Annotated in this window: 16 protein-coding genes; 10 read left to right on the top strand and 6 right to left on the bottom strand. The window is 67.2% G+C overall.

Translation table 11 applies throughout. The features are described 5' to 3' along the window. Both ABNX41_RS06525 and ABNX41_RS06530 read left to right on the top strand, forming a co-directional pair. Positions 1-273, top strand: coding sequence for a YciI family protein (locus tag ABNX41_RS06525; protein WP_438668919.1), 273 nt, complete (start codon positions 1-3; stop codon positions 271-273). Next, positions 270-683, top strand: coding sequence for an EVE domain-containing protein (locus tag ABNX41_RS06530; protein WP_438669071.1), 414 nt, complete (start codon positions 270-272; stop codon positions 681-683). Before ABNX41_RS06525 ends, ABNX41_RS06530 begins: the two co-directional genes overlap by 4 nt. A gap of 376 nt (positions 684-1,059) precedes the next feature. Here the strand turns inward: ABNX41_RS06530 and ABNX41_RS06535 are convergent, their stop codons facing one another. From ABNX41_RS06535 to ahcY, 3 genes are all read right to left on the bottom strand, one after another. Beyond that, entirely contained in the window at positions 1,060-2,250 is a 1,191-nt protein-coding gene (locus ABNX41_RS06535; RefSeq protein WP_438668920.1) for an MFS transporter, read from the bottom strand. 127 nt (positions 2,251-2,377) lie between these two features. Then, positions 2,378-2,719, bottom strand: a complete 342-nt coding sequence (locus ABNX41_RS06540) for a DUF2853 family protein (RefSeq protein ID WP_438668921.1) — start codon at positions 2,717-2,719, stop codon at positions 2,378-2,380. A gap of 133 nt (positions 2,720-2,852) precedes the next feature. Further along, positions 2,853-4,244, bottom strand: coding sequence for an adenosylhomocysteinase (gene ahcY, locus ABNX41_RS06545; protein ID WP_438668922.1), 1,392 nt, complete (start codon positions 4,242-4,244; stop codon positions 2,853-2,855). 167 nt (positions 4,245-4,411) lie between these two features. On the opposite strand from ahcY, the gene ABNX41_RS06550 reads away from it, so the two are divergent. After that, a complete protein-coding gene (locus tag ABNX41_RS06550) occupies positions 4,412-4,975 on the top strand; it encodes an HD domain-containing protein (protein WP_438669072.1) in 564 nt (187 codons plus the stop codon). Between the two features lie 5 nt (positions 4,976-4,980). On the opposite strand, the gene ABNX41_RS06555 is transcribed toward ABNX41_RS06550, so the two are convergent. From ABNX41_RS06555 to ABNX41_RS06565, 3 genes are all read right to left on the bottom strand, one after another. Next, positions 4,981-5,595 (bottom strand): Smr/MutS family protein, encoded by a 615-nt coding sequence (locus tag ABNX41_RS06555; protein ID WP_438668923.1) that lies wholly within the window; start codon positions 5,593-5,595, stop codon positions 4,981-4,983. Between the two features lie 4 nt (positions 5,596-5,599). After that, on the bottom strand, positions 5,600-6,586 hold the full coding sequence (mltA, locus tag ABNX41_RS06560; RefSeq protein ID WP_497883248.1) for a murein transglycosylase A: 987 nt from the start codon (positions 6,584-6,586) through the stop codon (positions 5,600-5,602). A 118-nt stretch (positions 6,587-6,704) separates the two neighbouring features. Then, the gene (locus ABNX41_RS06565) at positions 6,705-7,364 is read right to left on the bottom strand and encodes a Tim44/TimA family putative adaptor protein (protein WP_438668925.1); all 660 of its coding nucleotides are present in this window, start codon (positions 7,362-7,364) and stop codon (positions 6,705-6,707) included. 122 nt (positions 7,365-7,486) lie between these two features. Here ABNX41_RS06565 and ABNX41_RS06570 point away from each other — a divergent pair, with 122 nt between their 5' ends. The 7 genes from ABNX41_RS06570 to ABNX41_RS06600 all read left to right on the top strand — a co-directional run bounded on the left by ABNX41_RS06570 (position 7,487) and on the right by ABNX41_RS06600 (position 17,485). Beyond that, positions 7,487-8,002, top strand: coding sequence for an FxsA family protein (locus tag ABNX41_RS06570; protein ID WP_438668926.1), 516 nt, complete (start codon positions 7,487-7,489; stop codon positions 8,000-8,002). 185 nt (positions 8,003-8,187) lie between these two features. Next, a complete protein-coding gene (gene secB, locus ABNX41_RS06575; RefSeq protein ID WP_438668927.1) occupies positions 8,188-8,697 on the top strand; it encodes a protein-export chaperone SecB in 510 nt (169 codons plus the stop codon). Between the two features lie 66 nt (positions 8,698-8,763). Next, positions 8,764-9,879, top strand: coding sequence for an aminotransferase (locus ABNX41_RS06580; protein WP_438668928.1), 1,116 nt, complete (start codon positions 8,764-8,766; stop codon positions 9,877-9,879). Between the two features lie 266 nt (positions 9,880-10,145). Beyond that, a complete protein-coding gene (locus ABNX41_RS06585) occupies positions 10,146-12,731 on the top strand; it encodes an Ig-like domain-containing protein (protein ID WP_438668929.1) in 2,586 nt (861 codons plus the stop codon). Positions 12,732-12,753: 22 nt separating this feature from the next. After that, entirely contained in the window at positions 12,754-14,079 is a 1,326-nt protein-coding gene (locus ABNX41_RS06590; protein WP_438668930.1) for a TolC family protein, read from the top strand. After that, positions 14,076-16,313, top strand: a complete 2,238-nt coding sequence (locus tag ABNX41_RS06595) for an ATP-binding cassette domain-containing protein (protein ID WP_438668931.1) — start codon at positions 14,076-14,078, stop codon at positions 16,311-16,313. Before ABNX41_RS06590 ends, ABNX41_RS06595 begins: the two co-directional genes overlap by 4 nt. Further along, positions 16,310-17,485, top strand: coding sequence for a beta-barrel domain-containing protein (locus ABNX41_RS06600; protein WP_438668932.1), 1,176 nt, complete (start codon positions 16,310-16,312; stop codon positions 17,483-17,485). Before ABNX41_RS06595 ends, ABNX41_RS06600 begins: the two co-directional genes overlap by 4 nt. The last annotated feature ends 12 nt before the right edge of the window (positions 17,486-17,497 follow it).

Consider the following 17,497-nt stretch of genomic DNA (forward strand, 5'->3'; position numbering starts at 1 on the left):
ATGCGCGTGGCGCTGATCTGCATCGACAAACCCGGCCATATCGAGACGCGCAAGGCCAATCGCGACGCGCATCTGGCCTATCTGTCCGACACCGGCGTGGTCGAGATGGCCGGGCCCTTCCTGGATGACCAGGGCGGCATGACGGGCAGCCTGCTGGTGCTGGACGTGCCCGATCTGGCGGCGGCGCGGGCCTGGGCGGCGGGCGATCCCTATGCGGGCGCGGGCCTCTTCCAGTCGGTCGAGATCCGCGAATGGAAGAAGGTGATCGGATGAACTACTGGCTTTTCAAATCCGAACCCGATGCCTGGAGCTGGGACCAGCAGGTCGCACGCGGCGAGGCGGGCGAGGAATGGCATGGCGTGCGCAACTATCAGGCGCGCAACAACATGCGGGCGATGAAGATCGGCGATCTGGGCTTCTTCTACCATTCCAACATCGGCAAGGCGGCGGTCGGCATCGTCGAGGTCTGCCGCGAGAGCAGCCCCGACAGCACCACCGACGACCCCCGCTGGGATTGCGTCTGGATCAAGGCGGTCAAACCGCTGTTGCGCCCGGTCACGCTTGAGGAATGCAAGGTCACGCCGGGGCTGGAGAAGATGGTTCTGGTCAACAACACCCGGCTTTCGGTGCAGCCGGTGACGGCGGCGGAGTGGGAGATCGTCAGCCGTCTCGGCGGGGTCTGAGCCGGTCTGCCCAGGGCGCAGGGCGGCGCCGGACCGGGCCAGAGGCTCTGCCGTTTTCAGGACGTCCCGGGCCGCGCGGTCGGCAACTGGAAAACCTTGTGCCGCCCCGCCACATGGGTGCGCGGCGGACCCCGAGCGCCGGGGGCAGCGGATATGCGGGGCACTGCGGGCAAACGGGACAGCACAAAAAGGATGGAGGGCCCGCACCCCTACGGAACCCTCCACCACCCCACGCGACCCCGTGCCTCCGCGTGATATGAAAAGGTTCCGGACATCCTGTCCTGCCAGGCAGTTCTAGCGCGGTCGGCGCGGAATCGCCAAGCCGAAAGCCCCGGGCATTTGAGCCAATTGCTACCGGTTTCCGGGGGGGGCGGCCTCAGGGCCGGGTGTCGGGCAGCAGGAAACCCGCAAGGCCGAGCATCGGCAGGAAGGCCACGATGCCATAGACCGTCACGATCCCCCATTGATCGGCCAGGATGCCAAGGATCGCGGCCCCGAAGGCGCCCAGCCCGAAGGCCAGCCCGAAAAGCAGCCCTGCCACCATGCCGGTGTTCTGCGGCAGCAGGTCCTGGGCATAGACCACCATCGCCGGGAAGGACGAGGCCAGTACCATCCCCGCCGCCGCCGCCACGATCACATTCGGGACCAGCGGCAGCCAGGGCAGCACCAGCGCCAGCGGCAGGATACCGAGGATCGACCACAGGATGACCCTGCGTCGCCCGATCCGGTCTCCGATCGGGCCGCCGATCATCGTCCCCGCCGCGACCGAGGCGAGGAAGACGAACAGGCAAATATTGGCGGCGCTTTTGCTCAGACCGAACCGCTCGATCAGGTAGAAGGTGTAATAGCTTGAAAAGGCGGCCGAATAGACGGCCTTTGAGAGCATCAGCACCAAGAGCAGGCCAAGGCCGAGCCGCACCACCCGCCCTGGCAGCGCCACTGCTGCCCGTGTCTTGCGCGCCTGCGCGCGGCCGATGCCCTCGGCCACATACCAGCGCCCGACGCCCCAGAGCAGCCCGATGGCCAGAAGCGCCACCAGCGCGAACCATTCGATCGAGACCTGCCCGCGCACCAGCACGATATAGGCTGCGGCCAGCGGCCCCACCGCCGAACCGGCATTGCCGCCGACCTGGAACAGGGATTGGGCGAAACCGGGTCGCATCCCCGCCGCCAGCCGGGTGATGCGCGAGGCTTCGGGGTGGAACACCGCCGATCCCAGCCCGATCAGCGCCACCGCCAGCAGCACCAGCGCGAATTGCGAGGCATGGGCCAGCAGAACCAGCCCGGCCCCGGTCGATCCCATCCCCGCCGCCATCGCATAGGGCAGCGGCCGACGGTCGGTATAAAGCCCGATCAGCGGCTGCAATACCGAAGCCGTGCCCTGAAAGACGAAGGTGACCAGCCCGATCTGGGTGAAAGAGAGTTGAAGGTTCTCTTTCAGCAGCGGATAGGCCGCCGGGATCAGGGATTGCATCAGATCGTTCAGGAAATGCCCCAGCGTCACGGCCAGGATGACCGGGACCACCGTTGAATCGGTGCGGGCTGCGGGTTGCGAATGGACGGACATCGGGGCCTCGGGCGCTTGGATCTGCGCTTGCTGGCGCAGGAATGCATAACGGCGCGGCACAATGCCGCGCCGTTATGCATTTGACAATCGCCAACAGGCCGTCCCGGTCTCGGTCCCGATCGCGCGATCAGGCGTAGACGGCTTCCTTGCCGAAATGCTTGACGAGCAGATAGTAGAACACCGCGCGATATTTGTTGCGCTCGGACGAGCCATAGGCCTCGACAGCGGCCTTGATGCCCGCATCCAGTTCCGGCCCGTCCGCCAGACCCAGCTTCTTGATCAGGAAGTTCTTCTTCACCGTCTCAAGCTCTTCGGGGTCCGAGGCGGCGACGGTCGATGCGTCGCTGCTGTAGATCGCCGGGCCGCAGCCGATGGTGACCTTCGTCAGAAGCGCCAGATCCGGGGTCACCTTGATCTTGCTGGTCAGGTCCTCGGCATATTTCGCGATCAGTTCGTCCCGCTTGCCCATCACATCCTCACTTTTCCAGTTTCCCCCACCCTTGGGAGAGGCGGGGGGAAGTTTAGGCGGCCCGTCCCAAACGGCAATGGGAAAAAAGCCGCGTTCCGACGCATAATCGCGCCGGAACGGCCAAAACCGGGCCTCAGTAGCGGTAATGGTCGGCCTTGTAGGGCCCGTCGACCTTGACGCCGATGTAGTCGGCCTGTTCGGGCTTCAGCTCGGTCAGCTTGACGCCGATCTTCTTCAGATGCAGGCGGGCCACCTTTTCGTCCAGCGCCTTGGGCAGGATATAGACGCCGGGCGCATAGTCCTCGCCCTTGGTCCACAGCTCGATCTGCGCCAGGGTCTGGTTGGTGAAAGAGGCCGACATCACGAAGCTGGGGTGCCCGGTCGCATTGCCCAGGTTCAAGAGCCGCCCTTCGGACAGCAGGATGATCCGCGCGCCCGAGGGCATCTCGATCATGTCCACCTGGTCCTTGATATTGGTCCATTTGTGGTTCTTCAGCGCGGCCACCTGGATCTCGTTGTCGAAATGCCCGATGTTGCCGACGATGGCCATGTCCTTCATCTCGCGCATATGCTCGATGCGGATGACGTCCTTGTTGCCGGTCGTGGTGATGAAGATGTCGGCGCTGGCGACCACATCCTCCAGCACCACGACCTCGAAACCGTCCATCGCGGCCTGCAGCGCGCAGATCGGATCCACTTCGGTCACCTTCACCCGCGCGCCCGCGCCCTGCAGCGAGGCGGCCGAGCCCTTGCCCACGTCGCCATAGCCGCAGACCACGGCGACCTTCCCCGCGAGCATGACGTCGGTCGCGCGGCGGATGCCGTCCACCAGCGATTCCTTGCAGCCGTATTTGTTGTCGAACTTCGACTTGGTGACGGAATCGTTGACGTTGATCGCCGGGAAGGGCAGCAGGCCCTTCTTGTGCAGGTCGTAAAGGCGGTGGACGCCGGTGGTGGTTTCCTCGGACACGCCTTTGATCGCCTCACGCTGCTTGGTGAACCAGCCGGGGCTGGCCTCCAGGCGCTTCCTGATCTGGTTGAAGAGGCAGACCTCTTCGTCCGAGGTGGGGACCGCGATCAGATCGGTTTCGCCCGCCTCGACCCGCGCACCCATGAGGATGTAGAGCGTCGCATCCCCGCCGTCGTCGAGGATCATGTTGCAGGTGCCCTCGGGGAACTGGAAGATGCGGTCGGTGTAGTCCCAGTATTCCTCAAGGCTTTCGCCCTTCACCGCGAAGACCGGCGTGCCGCTTTCGGCGATGGCGGCGGCGGCGTGATCCTGGGTCGAGAAGATGTTGCACGAGGCCCAGCGAACATCGGCGCCAAGCGCCTTCAGGGTCTCGATCAGCACGCCGGTCTGGATCGTCATGTGCAAGGAGCCAGCGATCCGCGCGCCCTTCAGCGGCTGCGAGGGGCCGAATTCCTCGCGGCAGGCCATCAGCCCGGGCATTTCGGTTTCGGCGATGGTCAGCTCCTTGCGGCCGAATCCGGCCAGGGCGATGTCCTTGACGATGTAATCAGCCATGCGCGGCCTTGCTCCTTTTGGCAATTCAGGCCGGGGCATAACACCCCGGGGCGGGGGTATCAACGCGGGCCGCGCTTTACACCGGGCCCCGCCCGGCGTTATCGGGGGCGCGCAGGACAGGTCGGGGGAACGGGGCGGTGGCACGGCAGGCGCGGGCATGGCAGCGGATGCTGTCGGGGCGCAGGCTCGACCTGCTGGACCCGACGCCGATGGATGTCGAGGTCGAGGACATCGCCCATGGCCTGGCCTTCGTCGCGCGCTGGAACGGGCAGACGCGGGGCGATTTCCCCTATTCGGTGGCCGAGCATTCGCTGCTGGTCGAGACGATCTTCCATCGCATGAACCCCGATGTGGGCCTGCGCTGGCGGCTGGCCGCGCTTTTGCACGACGCGCCGGAATATGTGCTGGGGGACATGATCAGCCCGGTCAAGGCGATGATCGGCGCGGGCTATGGCGAGTTGGACCGGCGGCTGGCGGCGGCGGTGCATCTGCGCTTCGGCCTGCCCGCGGCGCTGCCCGCCGCGATCAAGCGCCAGATCAAGGCCGCCGACATCGTCTCGGCCCGGCTGGAAGCCGAGCAGATCGCCGGTTTCTCGGCCCCTGAGGCGGACCGGATCTTCGGCCGGGTCGATGCCGTTCTGGTGCGCGGGCTGGAGATCCGGCTGCGCCCGCCGGTCGAGGTGCGGCGCGATTACGTCGCCCGCCATCTGGCGCTTCTGGCGGTGTGCTAGAGCGGTCAGAACCGCCGCAGATAGACGTAATAGGCGCCGCTGCCGCCGTGTTTCAGATGCGCCTCGGTCAGTTGCAGCACGATATGGCTGAGCGGCGGCAGGCGCAGCCAATGCGGGACCTGATGGCGCAGGGCGCCCATCGGGCGGGGCACCGGGTCATGCATCTCGCGGCCCTTGCCGGTGATCACGAGGACCAGCCGAAGCCCCTCGGCCTGGGCCCGCATCAGGAAGCCGATCAATTCGGGATGGGCCCGGGCCAGCGTCATGCCGTGCAGGTCGATCCGCGCCTCGGGGCGGATCTTGCCCCGGGTCATCCGGGCATGGGTCTTCATGTCCATCCGCAGGGGCATGTCCTTCAGCGGCGGGGCAAGGTCGTGGGGGCGGGCGGCAGTGGCCTTCGCGGTGGCTTTCTGGCCGATGCGGAAGGCAGGCGGGTTTGCCAGCGGGGGCAGGGGCAGTGGCCGTGCGGCGGCCGGATTGGGCGTGACGGCATCGGGGGCGGGCAGGTCGAAGGCCGCGGGCGCGCCCTTCGCCGCGCGGCCGGGCAGGGCGCGGGCGGTGCGGGCGACCGCCTGCCACAACTCGGCCTCGTCGGGGCGCAATATGCGTTTGCGCGCCAAGGGATCAGCGCCCTTCCAGCGCGGCATAGGCCCGGTCGATGGGCAGAAGCTGCACCATCCGCCCGCCGTCGCGCACGATGCCCGCCGCCTCTCCGGCGCTGTCGCCGAAGCCGTAGAAGATATCCGCCCGCTGCGGGCCCTTGATCGCGCCGCCGGTGTCCTGCGCCACCATCAGCCGGTTCAGGGCCACGCGCCCGCCCTTCTCGATCCAGACAGGCGCGCCCAGGGGTGTGAAGGCCGGATCCACCGCCAGCGAGCGCAGCGGCGTGATCGAGCGCCCCATGGCGCCGATCGGCCCAAGATGGGCGGGCAGGTCGTCCAGCCTGCGGAAAAAGATGTAGGAGGGGTTGTGGTTGAGCATCTCGGCCCCGAGCCCAGGGTTGCGCCGGACCCAGGCCGCGATGGCCTGGGCCGAGACCTGGTGTGGCTGGAAATAGCCGCGCCGCACCAGTTCCTGCCCGACCGAGCGATAGCCATGGCCGTTGCGCCCGGCGTAGCCCAGCCGGATCACCGAGCCGTCGGTCATGCGGATCCGGCCCGAGCCCTGGATATGCAGGAAGAACACTTCGACCGGATCGTCGAGCCAGGCGATCTCAAGCCCGCGTCCGCGCAAGGCGCCGCCCTCGATCGCCGCGCGGGAATGATAGACCATGCCGTCGCGCAGCTCCGGCGGGCGGCGGTAGACCGGCCAGGCGTGGCGCGGGGTGCGCACGGAGGATCCGTTCAGTTCCGGCTCGTAATAGCCGGTGAAAAGCGCGGGCGGGCTGCCGACGATCACCGGGCGGAACAGCAACTCGAAAAACGCCCGGGCCGAGGTGTCGTCCCCCGGCACGTCGCGGGCCAGCGCGCAGACCGCGCGCCAGTCGGGCGCATCCAGCCGGTCGCAGGTGACAAGAAAGGCGGCCAGCGCATCGGCCTGACCGCCCTCGTGCCAACCTGCAAGGGATTCGAATGCCAGGACCTCGGCCCTTGGCGGCTGGCCGGTCGCCATCAGAGCGGCCAGGCCGGGGGCCGCAAGGCGCCGCAGCGCCCGGGCGGCCTTGCCGCGCAGCCCCGGCAGGAAGTTGCGAAACCTGCCCATCTGTCCCCCATCGCCCCGCCCTGCGGCCTCAGCCGCCGGTGGCGACGAGTTGCCAGTTCGGATCGTCGGAGCCCAGCTTGCGGGCGAAGGTCCAGACGTCGCGCTGGCGCTTCGCCGTCTTGGCGTCGCCCTCGATGATCTCGCCCGACTTGTCGCGCACGACCGAGGTCAGCTCGCCGACGAAACGCACGGTGATCTCGCCCAGGCCGGATTCCGGGTAGAATTCGGCGTCGTCGACGGCAAGTTCCTTCAGGCCGATGAAATCGGCCTCGACGGTCAGGCCCTGGGCCTCGCGCGCCTCGATCACCTCGGCGAAGCTGGCTTCCACATCATCGGAGAGGAAGGGGCGGATGCTGTCCAGATCGCCGCGCTCGAAGGCCATCAGGATCATCTCATAGGCCTGGCGCGCGCCCTGCAGGAAGGGCGTCAGAGCGAAGGCGGGCTCGGCCCGTTTCATCGCCGCAAGCGCCTTGGCCTGGGGAGAGCCCTCGGGGACGTGATCGAGGATGTCGTGGTCCGGGCCGCCCTCGATCACCGCGAAATCGCGCTTCGCCCGGGGCGCGGCGTCTTCCAGCGGCAGCGGCGGCTTTTCGAACCCGTCACGGGTGCCAAGGACCGAGCGCAGCTTCAGGATCAGGAAAATGGCGATCCCGGCCAGCACGAGAAGTTGGATCAGCGACGAATTCATCGGTATCCCTGCAAGAACATGGTGAAACCCGCTTGGGTTGGCGGGGATGCAGACCTATGTAGGCAGCCCAGGGCCGCAAGTAAACCTTGCGGCGTGAAAACCGGTATGGAGGTCGGCGGGAAATGTGGCGGATGATGCTGGTGCTGGCCTGGCCCCTGGCCGAGATCGCGGCTTTCGTCGTGATCGGCGGTGAAATCGGGGTCTGGGCGGTGCTGGGATGGATCCTGCTGACCGCGATCCTGGGCGTCTTCCTGCTGCGGGTCGAGATCGCGCGCGGCGCGGTTTTGCTGCGGGGCGGCGGGCCCGGCCAGGTCGGGTTGCGCGAGGGCGCGCCGGTGGCGGGGTTGTTTCGCGCGCTGGCGGCGGTCTTGCTGATCCTGCCGGGCTTTCTGACCGATGCGGCGGGGATCGTCCTGCTGCTGCCGCCGGTCCAGGGCCTGCTGACAGGGATGGTGATGCGCCGGGTTCGCATCGTCACCGCGGGGATGGAAAGCCGCGCGGCCGAGGATGTGATCGACGGCGAGTGGGTCGAGGTTCCGCCCGCCGCCACCAGGGGCTCCACCGGAGGCTCCACCGGGGACGACGGCCACCCCGGTTCCGCCCGTCCGCCGTCGAAATGGGTCGGCCGGGACGATTGATCGGCGCGTCGCTCCGCCCCCCCCCCCCGCGCTGCTGCGGTCCCGGCTTTGCCTTGTGGGCCCGGCGTTGCCTTGTGGGCATTGAGCCGGGACGGTCGCTCTGCTAGGGACGATGGCGATATGACGCCCCCGATGACGCCTCCGGGCCCCCAGTCACGGGCGGCAGACTGGCAAACGAGGATCATATGACCGAAGAAACCGCAGGCAATGGCGCCGCCGCCCCCGGGCAACCGCAGGTTCGCATGCAGGTGCTGGCACAATATGTGCGCGACCTGAGCTTCGAGAATGTCGTGGTGCAGAAGGGCATCAATGCGGGCGACATCCAGCCGGACATTCAGGTCTCGGTCAGCTTGGACGCGCGCAAGCGCCAGGCCGAGGGCCAGTTCGACGTGCTGACCAAATACAAGGTCACCTCGAAGAACAAGACCAACGGCGACGTGCTCTTCCTGCTGGAGCTGGACTACGGCGGCACCCTCCTGATCGCGGGCGTCCCCGAGGACCAGCTTCACCCCTTCCTTCTGATCGAGGCGCCGCGCCTGCTGTTTCCCTTCGTGCGCCGCATCATCTCGGACGTGACGCGCGATGGCGGCTTCCCGCCGCTCAACATCGACAATGTCGATTTCGTCGCGCTCTACAGGCAAGAGATGGTGCGCCGCGCCCAGGCCCAGCAGGCCGCCGCGCAACCGGCGAACTGATCCGGGACGGGGCTTGCGAAAGGGGCGGGACATCCCGCCCCTTCTGCTTGGTGACGGGGGCAGGCGATGAAGATCCGCGAATTCGGCGTCGAGATCTGGATGAACGCGCATGAGAATGACGCGCGGTTCAACCTGGCCGAGACCTGCGTCGACTCCCTGACCATCGGCGAATTGCTGGCTCTTTGCGGGCGGGGCGGCGGTGATCTGGCCGAACTCTTGCCGATGCGGATGGGCTATGGCGCCATCGAGGGCTCGGCCCGGCTGAAGGCGGCGATCTGCGGCCTTTTCGACCGGCAGCGGCCGGAGAACGTGATCGTCACCCATGGCGCGATCGGGGCGAACCATCTGGTGCATTCCGCGCTGGCGGGCCCGGGCGACATCGTGGTTTCGGTCGTGCCGAGTTATCAGCAGCATACCGCGATCCCCGAGGCCTGCGGCGCGAACCTGCGCGAGGTGCGGCTGCGGCCGGAAAACGGCTTCCTGCCGGATCTGGAGGAACTCGCCCGCGCGGCGCGGGGCGCCAAGCTGATTGCGCTGACCAATCCCAACAATCCGACCGGCGCGCTGATCGACCGCGCGGGACTTGAGGCGATCATCGCCATCGCCCGGGCGGAAGGCGCCTGGATCCTGTGCGACGAGGTCTATCGCGGCGTCGACCAGGACGGGGACGGCTTCACCGCCTCGATCGCCGATCTTTACGAAAAGGGCATCTCGACCGGCAGCATGTCCAAGGCCTTCTCGCTGGCGGGATTGCGGCTGGGTTGGGTCGTGGCCCCCGAAGAGGTGATCCATGCCGTCTCGATCCATCGCGACTATACCACGATCAGCGTGGGGGGCCTGGACGACCATTTCGCCGCGCTGGCGCTGGAGCATGCCGACCGCATATTGGCCCGCAGCCGCGAGATCACCCGGCGGAACCTGGCGATTCTGACCGACTGGGTCGAGGCCGAGCCCCGGATCGACTGGGTGCGGCCGCGCTCGGGCACGACGGCGCTGCTGCGCCATGACCTGCCCGTCACCTCCGCCGAATTCTGCCTGGCGCTTCAGGCCGAGACGGGGGTGATGCTGCTGCCCGGCTCGGCGCTGGACATGGAGGGCTGGCTGAGGATCGGCTACGCCTGCGACACCGCCACCCTGCGCGAGGGCCTGTCGCGGCTGTCGGGCTTTCTTCTCGCAAGGTGAGGGGCCGTTCGCGCAGGACGCGAAGGGTTGCGGGGCCGGGCCGGGCGACGGTTGCCAAGATTTTGCCACAATCGGCCCGGATGGTTGCCAAAAAGTCCCACTTCCGCCGCATTGGCGCGAAAATCTGCGGCACCTGCCTTAAAGACGCCCGATACCCACTGGAAATTTAAGCGAAACCTGGTTACTGCTTCGCCTAATAGCGGCGAAAAGCCCTAACATAAAAACATGTCCGGCAAAGATCGGGCGCTTGAGGCGGAGTAGTAAGTATGGCCAAGGCGATTGATTTCGCCGTCCGCGATTCTGTGGGCGGTGTCGCACGGGGTTCCGTTGCGGCGAATGCGAGCAGCAATTTCGTTCAGATGGGCATCGGCGACGAGATCTCGCTGAACCTGGCGCGCGCCAGCATCGCGGGATATTCGCGTTCGGGCAATGACCTGACGATCACCCTGATCGACGGGCGCCAGATCGTGCTGAGCGGGTATTTCAACCCGGTGGGCGAGCCGAACCAGCTTTACCTCTCGCAAGATGGCGAGGTGATCGCGGTTGAATTCTCGAATGCGGCGAACGGCAATCTGGTCGCCACCTATGGCGGCGCGGATGGCTGGGACAAGTTCTCGACCCTCGACGATCTGCGCCATGCCGGGCGAGACGACCTGGCGATGGTCCAGTCCGTCAATGACGAGCCTTCGGGCATGGGCCTCTTCGTTCCCGGCCTGATCGGCGCGGGCGGCATCGGCGCCGCGGTGATCGGAACCGGCATCGTCGGCGGCCTGATCGGCGGCGGTGGCGGAGACGGCGATACCGGGCCGCGCCCGCCCACCGTCAACGAGCCCGATTCCAGTTCGAGCATCTCGACCAAGACCGAGGACAAGGAGCTCGAGGTCTCGGGCACCGGCGAGCCGGGCGACAAGGTGACCGTTGTCGTCGGCGACAAGACCGAGACCACCACCGTCGACGAGGACGGCAACTGGTCCGTCGTCTTCCCCGAAGACGGCCTGCCCGCCGACGGCACCCACAAGACCGAGGTCGAGTTCGAGCATTCCGACGGCTCCAAGACCGAACTGCCGGGGCCCGAGTTCATCATCGACCTCACCCCCCCGGATGTCGAAATCACCGATGGCGCGAAAAGCACCGGCCATGTCGAGAATGCCGTCGATTACACCGATGGCGTGAAGATCTCGGGCACCGGCGAGGCGGGCGCGACCGTCGTCGTCGAGATCAACGGCCACAGCCACACCACCACGATCACCGAAAGCGGCACCTGGACGGTCACCTTCCCGACCACCCAGATCGAGACCGGCGAATACGAGACGGCGATCAAGGTCACCGCGACCGATTCCTTCGGCAACGAGACGGTGATCACCGACACGCTGGTCGTCGATACCATCCCCCATCCGATCACCTTCGATTCGGTCACCACCGACAACACCGTGAACGGCAGCGAAAGCGGCGCGGGCTTCTCGATCACCGGCACCTCGACGGCGGGCGCCTCGCTGACCGTGACGGTTCAGGGCGTCACGCAGACCGTGACCGTGGGCGCGGACGGCAAATGGACCGTGACCTATCCGGCCGGGGCGCTTCCGGCGGGCCAATATGATGCGACCGTCACCGCGACCACCACCGATGCGGCCGGAAACGTCAGCAATGTCTCGCATGTGTTCCGCGTCGATACCCAGGTGACGCCCTTCGCCAAGACCGGGGATTCGACCGGCACCGACAATGTGCTGAACCACACCGAATCGCTCTCGGGCCTGACCGTGACCGGCGTGGTGGAGCCCGGCTCGACCGTGACGGTGCAGCTTGCCGGTGGCGCGGTCGTGGCCGCCGTGGTCGCCGCCGACGGAAGCTGGAGCGCGGTCATCCCGGCGGGCCAGATCCCGCAGGGCGAAAGCACTGCCGCCCTGGTGATCCGGGCGACCGACCATGTCGGCAACACCGCCGTCCTGAACGAGACGATCCAGATCGACACCGTGGTCGATCCGCTGACCCAGACCGGCAACATCGCCGGGAACAACGTGGTCAATGCCGCGAATGTCGCGGCCGGGATCTCGATCTCGGGCACGGTCGAGGCGGGTTCGACGGTGATCGTCAAACTGTCCACCGGCCAGAGCGTGACCGCCACGGTCGATGCCTCGGGCAACTGGACGGCGGTCTTCTCTTCGGCCGACCTGCCGCGCGGCGAGGACGCGATCACCTATACCGTCACCGCGACCGATATCGTGGGCAACACCCGCATCATCGGCGATGACGGCTCGCTCGGCTTCACGCTCGACACCGTGGCCCCGTCGGCGCCGCTGATCATCAACGATCTGGGCACCGGCAACCAGCTCAACGGGATCCAGGTGACCCAGGCCGAGGGCGATCTGACCTTCTTCGCGATCGGCGGCAGCGGTGTCGCGACCCAGATCAACGCCTCGGTGGTGGATCTGGCCGGAGGCGGCAATCTGGCGACCTTCAACGGCACCTCGGTTCCCGATGGCAGCTATCTGGTGATCCGCGACGAGGATGCGGCCGGAAACGAATCCAGCACGCTTTACGTCCGCAACACTTCGGGCAGCACCACGACCATCGACCTCAGCCTCGATGCGCTGAAGGATTTCGACTTCGGCACCATCGACCTGTCCTCGGCCAGTGGCAAGCTGACGCTGACCAGCGCCGATCTTGCAGTGCTGACCGGCCCCGAGCAGGAACTGATCATCCGCGGCGCAGACGACGACCAGGTCGAGCTGAAAGCCTCGGAGGCCGTCCTGACCGGCGAGACCACCAGCATCCAGGGACAGACCTACGATGTCTACTCGCTGGGCGGCCACCGGCTGCTCGTCGATGACGACATCACCGTCACCTATATCTGAGGCCCTGTTCGAAGGATCAGCCATGGAGAGGTCCAACGGCCTGAACGGCACGGTGGGGCGGATGCGCCCTGCCGTGATGATGGCGGCGTTCGCGCTGCTGGCGGCCTGCTACGCCGGGCCGCAGGCGGGGCGCGCGCCCGGCAGCCCCACCGATCTGGCCGATGGAACCCCGGAACTCGACCAGACGGGCGAGGTCGTCTCGCCCCTGATCGCGGAACTGACGCAGCGCCGTTCGGTCCTGCCCGCGGGCAGCGCCTATGCCCAGGTGGCCGATGCGGTGCTTGAGGCCGGTCGCGCCTCGGCCGAGGCCGAATTGCGCGTCAAGCGGCTGACCGCCCGGGCCAGGTCGAAGAACTGGCTGCCCAGCGTGGGGCCGGATGTCAGCCTGACCTCGCTGTCCTCGATCGCGGCCAGCCTCATCCTCGACCAGGCGGTCTTCGACAACGGCCGTCGCAAGGCCGAGCGCGACTTCGCCGCCGCCGATGTCGAGGTGGCGGCGATCTCGCTGGTCTCCGACCTGAACCAGCGCGTCTATGACGGGCTGCGGCTTTACGTCGAGGCCGCCCGCGCCCGCGAGCTTGCCGGAATTTCCGAAACCGCGCTGGTCAGGATGCGCGATTTCGAACGGATCATGACCCTGCGCATGCAGGGGGGCCTGGCCGACCAGTCCGAATTGCGGGTGATCAGCCAGAAGAAGGCCGAGATGGAGGCCTCGCTGACCAGCGAGCGGCAGGGCGCGGAATCCGCCCTGGCCGAGCTTGCGGTGCTGGCGGGCGGGCCGGTCAAGGCCACCGGCATCTCGAACCTGCCCGCCGACCCCGGCAGGCCCGAGGCCCTTTCGGTGTTGCTGGCACGGGGCGAGGCCGCCCGCACCGGGGCCGAGGTACGCATCGCGCGCGCCGGGCTTCGTCCGGGCTTGGGCGCTTCGGCCAGCGTGGCCCGCGATGGAGGACTGGACGGCGGGCTTTCGATGAACGGCGACGTGCTGGGCTTTGGCCGCGCCGACAAGCTGCGCGCGCTGGACGAGGCCGAGGAAGTCTCACGCCGCAAGGTCGAGGAGGCCGGGCTCGACGCCGCGCGCCGGATCGTCGCGCTGGAGCGCGAGATCGCCTCGCTGAGCGCGCAGCAGGTGCAGGACGGCAAGGTCCTGGCCGAGATGGAGGCGAACCTCACCCTTTTCACCGAGCAATACCGGGCCGGGGGGCGCAGCCTGCTTGAGCTGGTGACCCAGTTCGAATCCCTGGTCTCGATGAAACGCAGCCATGCTTCGCTGAAATATCAGATCAGCATGGCGCGGCTTGAAATCGCCCTGACGCGCGGGGTTCTCGTGGATGGAGGCAGGATGTGACGACGGATCGGGTCATCGCCTTTGACATCAACGCCCAGAAGACGGGCCAGGTCGCGGGCCAGATCGGTGGTACGCGACCCGCCCCCGCCGTCCTGCCCGAGACCGCGCAACCCGCCGCGCCCCGCTTTTCCGAACGGGTGAAGAAACGCGCCGAGCTGGCCTCGGTCTATGCGGCGGTGCTGGGTGCCGATCTGGCCGCCGCCGATCTGGCCGAACATGTGAACAAGGCTGCCGCCGGGGGCCGTCCCGGGCTTGCCGAAATGGGGGCCGCGCTGCGCTCGATGGGGCTTTCGGTGCGGCGTTCGACCGAAAAGGCGCTGGCGCCGAACCGGCTTCCGCTGCTTGCGGGGATGACCAACGGCCAGATCGTGCTGGTTCTGGCGCTTGGCCAGACCGGCCCGGAAATCTACGATCCCGCCGCGCGCGAACATCGCACCGAGGTCACCTGGGAAGATTTCAATTCGGTCTGGTCGGGCGAGGTGCTGCAGGCGCGCATTCCCGTCGCCGATCTTGAGGGCCGCCATGTCCAGGCCGCCCGTCCGCCGCATTGGTTCTGGGGCGAGTTCCGCAGCTTCCGCCGCCCCTTCGTCGAGATTTCCGCCGCCTCGCTGGTCGCCAACTTGCTGGCGGTTTCGGTCGCGCTGTTCTCGATGCAGATCTACGACCGCGTGATCCCCTATCAGTCGCAGCCCACGCTTTGGGTGCTGGCCGTCGGCGTCCTGCTGGCCGTGGTGCTTGAGGCCGCGCTGAAGATCGCCCGGGCCGCGCTGATGGACAGCACCGGCAAGAAGGTCGAACTCTCGGTCCAGGACCGGCTGATGGCGCGGCTTCTGGGCATGAAGATGGGCCCGGGCGAGCGCAAACCCTCGGAAGTGTTCCAGGCGATGCGCGATTTCAGCCAGGTGCGCGAGTTCTTCACCTCGTCCACCGTGGGGCTGATGGCGGACCTGCCCTTCCTGATCGTCTTCCTGGCGCTGGTCGCCTCGATCGGCGGCAATCTGGTTTGGGTGCTGATCCTGGGCGGCGTGCTGATGGTGCTGCCGGGCTTCCTGTTCCAGAAGAAGATGATGCAACTGACCGCCTCGACCCAGGGCGCGGCGATCAAATCGGCGAAACTCCTCTACGAATCCGTCTTCGAGCACGAGACCGTGACCACGCAGCGCGGCGAGGGCCGGGTGCGGCGGCTCTGGGCCGAACTGGTCACGCTGAGCGCGGTCAAGGGCTCCGAGCAGCGCCACCTGACCCATGTGCTGTCGACCTGGGCGCAGGGCGTACAGCAGGCGACCTATGTCGCCGCCGTGGTCGTCGGCACCTATATGGTCTTCGCGGGCCATTTCACCGTGGGCACGATCATCGCCATCGGCCTGCTGACCGGCCGCACCCTTGGCCCGCTTGCCCAGGTCGCCTCGATGCTGGCGCGCTGGAGCCAGGTCAAGGCGGCGCTGACCGCGCTTGAGGCGGTGGCGAATGCGCGCCAGGCCGAAGAGCCCGGCCGCCGCTATCTGCGGCGCGAGCGGCTGACCGGCAGCTACGAGCTTTCCAACATCGAATTCCGCTATGACGACGGCGCGCCGGTGACGGTGGAAATCCCCGCCGCCGCGATCCCCGCCGGGCAGAGCGTGGCGGTGCTTGGCGCGAACGGCTCGGGCAAGTCGACGTTTCTGCGGCTGCTCGCCGGTCTTTACGAGCCGACCAAGGGGCGGGTGCTGCTCGACGGGCTGGATCTGGGCCAGATCCATCCGCGCGACCTGCGGCGCGGCATCGGCTATCTGGGGCAGGACGTGCGGCTGATCGCGGGCACGATCCGCGACAACCTGAACATGACCCAGCTTGAGCGAGACGATGCGCGGTTGCTTGCGGCGCTGGATTTCGCGGGGCTCGGGCCCTTCGTGCGCAATCACCCGCGCGGCCTGGATCTTGAGATCCGCGAGCTGGGCGAGGGGCTTTCGGTCGGCCAGCGCCAGTCGATCGGCTGGGCCCGGCTGTGGCTGCAGGATCCGCAGGTGGTGCTTCTGGACGAACCCACCGCCGCGCTGGACCAGACGCTTGAGGCGACGCTGGTCAGCCGGTTGAAGACCTGGCTTCCGGGCCGCACCACGATCATCGCCACCCATCGGGTGCCGATCCTGCAACTGACCACGCGCACATTGATCCTGCAGAACGGCCATCTTGCGGTGGATGGCCCGAAAGAGGCGGTGCTGGCGCATCTGGCCAAGGCGGGGGCGGGGGCATGACGGTCTGGACCGAGGAATTCGAAACCCGCTCGCGCCGCCCCTCGGCGGTGATCTGGGCGATCGCGGCGGCGCTTGGGGTGTTTCTGCTCTGGGCTTCCTTCGCCTGGGTCGACGAGATCGTGCGCGCGCAGGGCACGGCGGTCTCCTCTTCGCGCGCGCAGATCATCCAGAACCTCGAAGGCGGGATCCTGGCCGAGTTGAACGTGACCGAGGGCGATGTGGTGGAGCCGGGCCAGCTCCTCGGCCGGTTGCAATCGACGCAATACCAGTCGGCCACCGACGACCTGGCCGACCAGATCGCCGGGCTTGAGATCCGCAAGCTTCGGATCGAGGCCGAGATGCGCGGCGAAGCGCGTTTCTTCGCGACCGAGGCGGTGGCGGCGCGGGTGCCCGAGATCATGGCCTCGGAGGCGACGCTGCTGAAGGCGCGGCTTGAGGATTTCGAGGCCCGCAAGGCTGGCGCGCGCGCCGTTCTGGAACAGGCGGCCAAGGAGCTCGACATCATGCAGCGGATGTATGACCAGGAAGTCGCGCCGCTGATCGAGGTGACCCGGGCGAAAAAGGCCCATTCGGATGCCGAAAACAAGCTCTCCGGCACGATCACCCAGACCGAGCTGGAACGCGCCCGCGAATATTCCGACACCCTGGCCGAGCTATCGTCGCTGACGCAGCGCCTCAAGATCGGCGAGGATCAGCTTGCGCGCACCGCGCTGGTGGCGCCGATGCGCGGCGTGGTGAACAAGATCGCCATCTCGACCATCGGCGGCGTGGTCCGGCCGGGCGAGGAGATCCTCCAGATCATCCCGCTCGACGAAGAGCTTTACATCGACGCCAAGGTGAAGCCGCGCGACATCGCCGCCGTGCGCCAGGGCCAGATGGCGACGATCAAGCTTTCGGCCTATGATTATACGATCTGGGGCAGCCTGAAGGGTGAGGTCACGCTCATCTCGGCCGACACTTTCCTTGACGATCGTTCGCGCGCGACCGATGGCGATCCGCATTACATCGTGACCCTGAAGGTGGATCTGTCGCAGTTGACGCCCCGGCAGAAGGATATCGAGATCCGGCCGGGCATGCAGGCCGATGTGGAGCTTGAGACCGGCGGCAAGACGATCCTGACCTATCTGCTCAAGCCGCTTTACAAGTCCAACGAGGCGTTTCGCGAGCGGTGATCCCTCGCGCGA

The sequence above is a fragment of the Pseudogemmobacter sonorensis genome (assembly GCF_042762395.1).
Taxonomy (GTDB): domain Bacteria; phylum Pseudomonadota; class Alphaproteobacteria; order Rhodobacterales; family Rhodobacteraceae; genus Pseudogemmobacter; species Pseudogemmobacter sonorensis.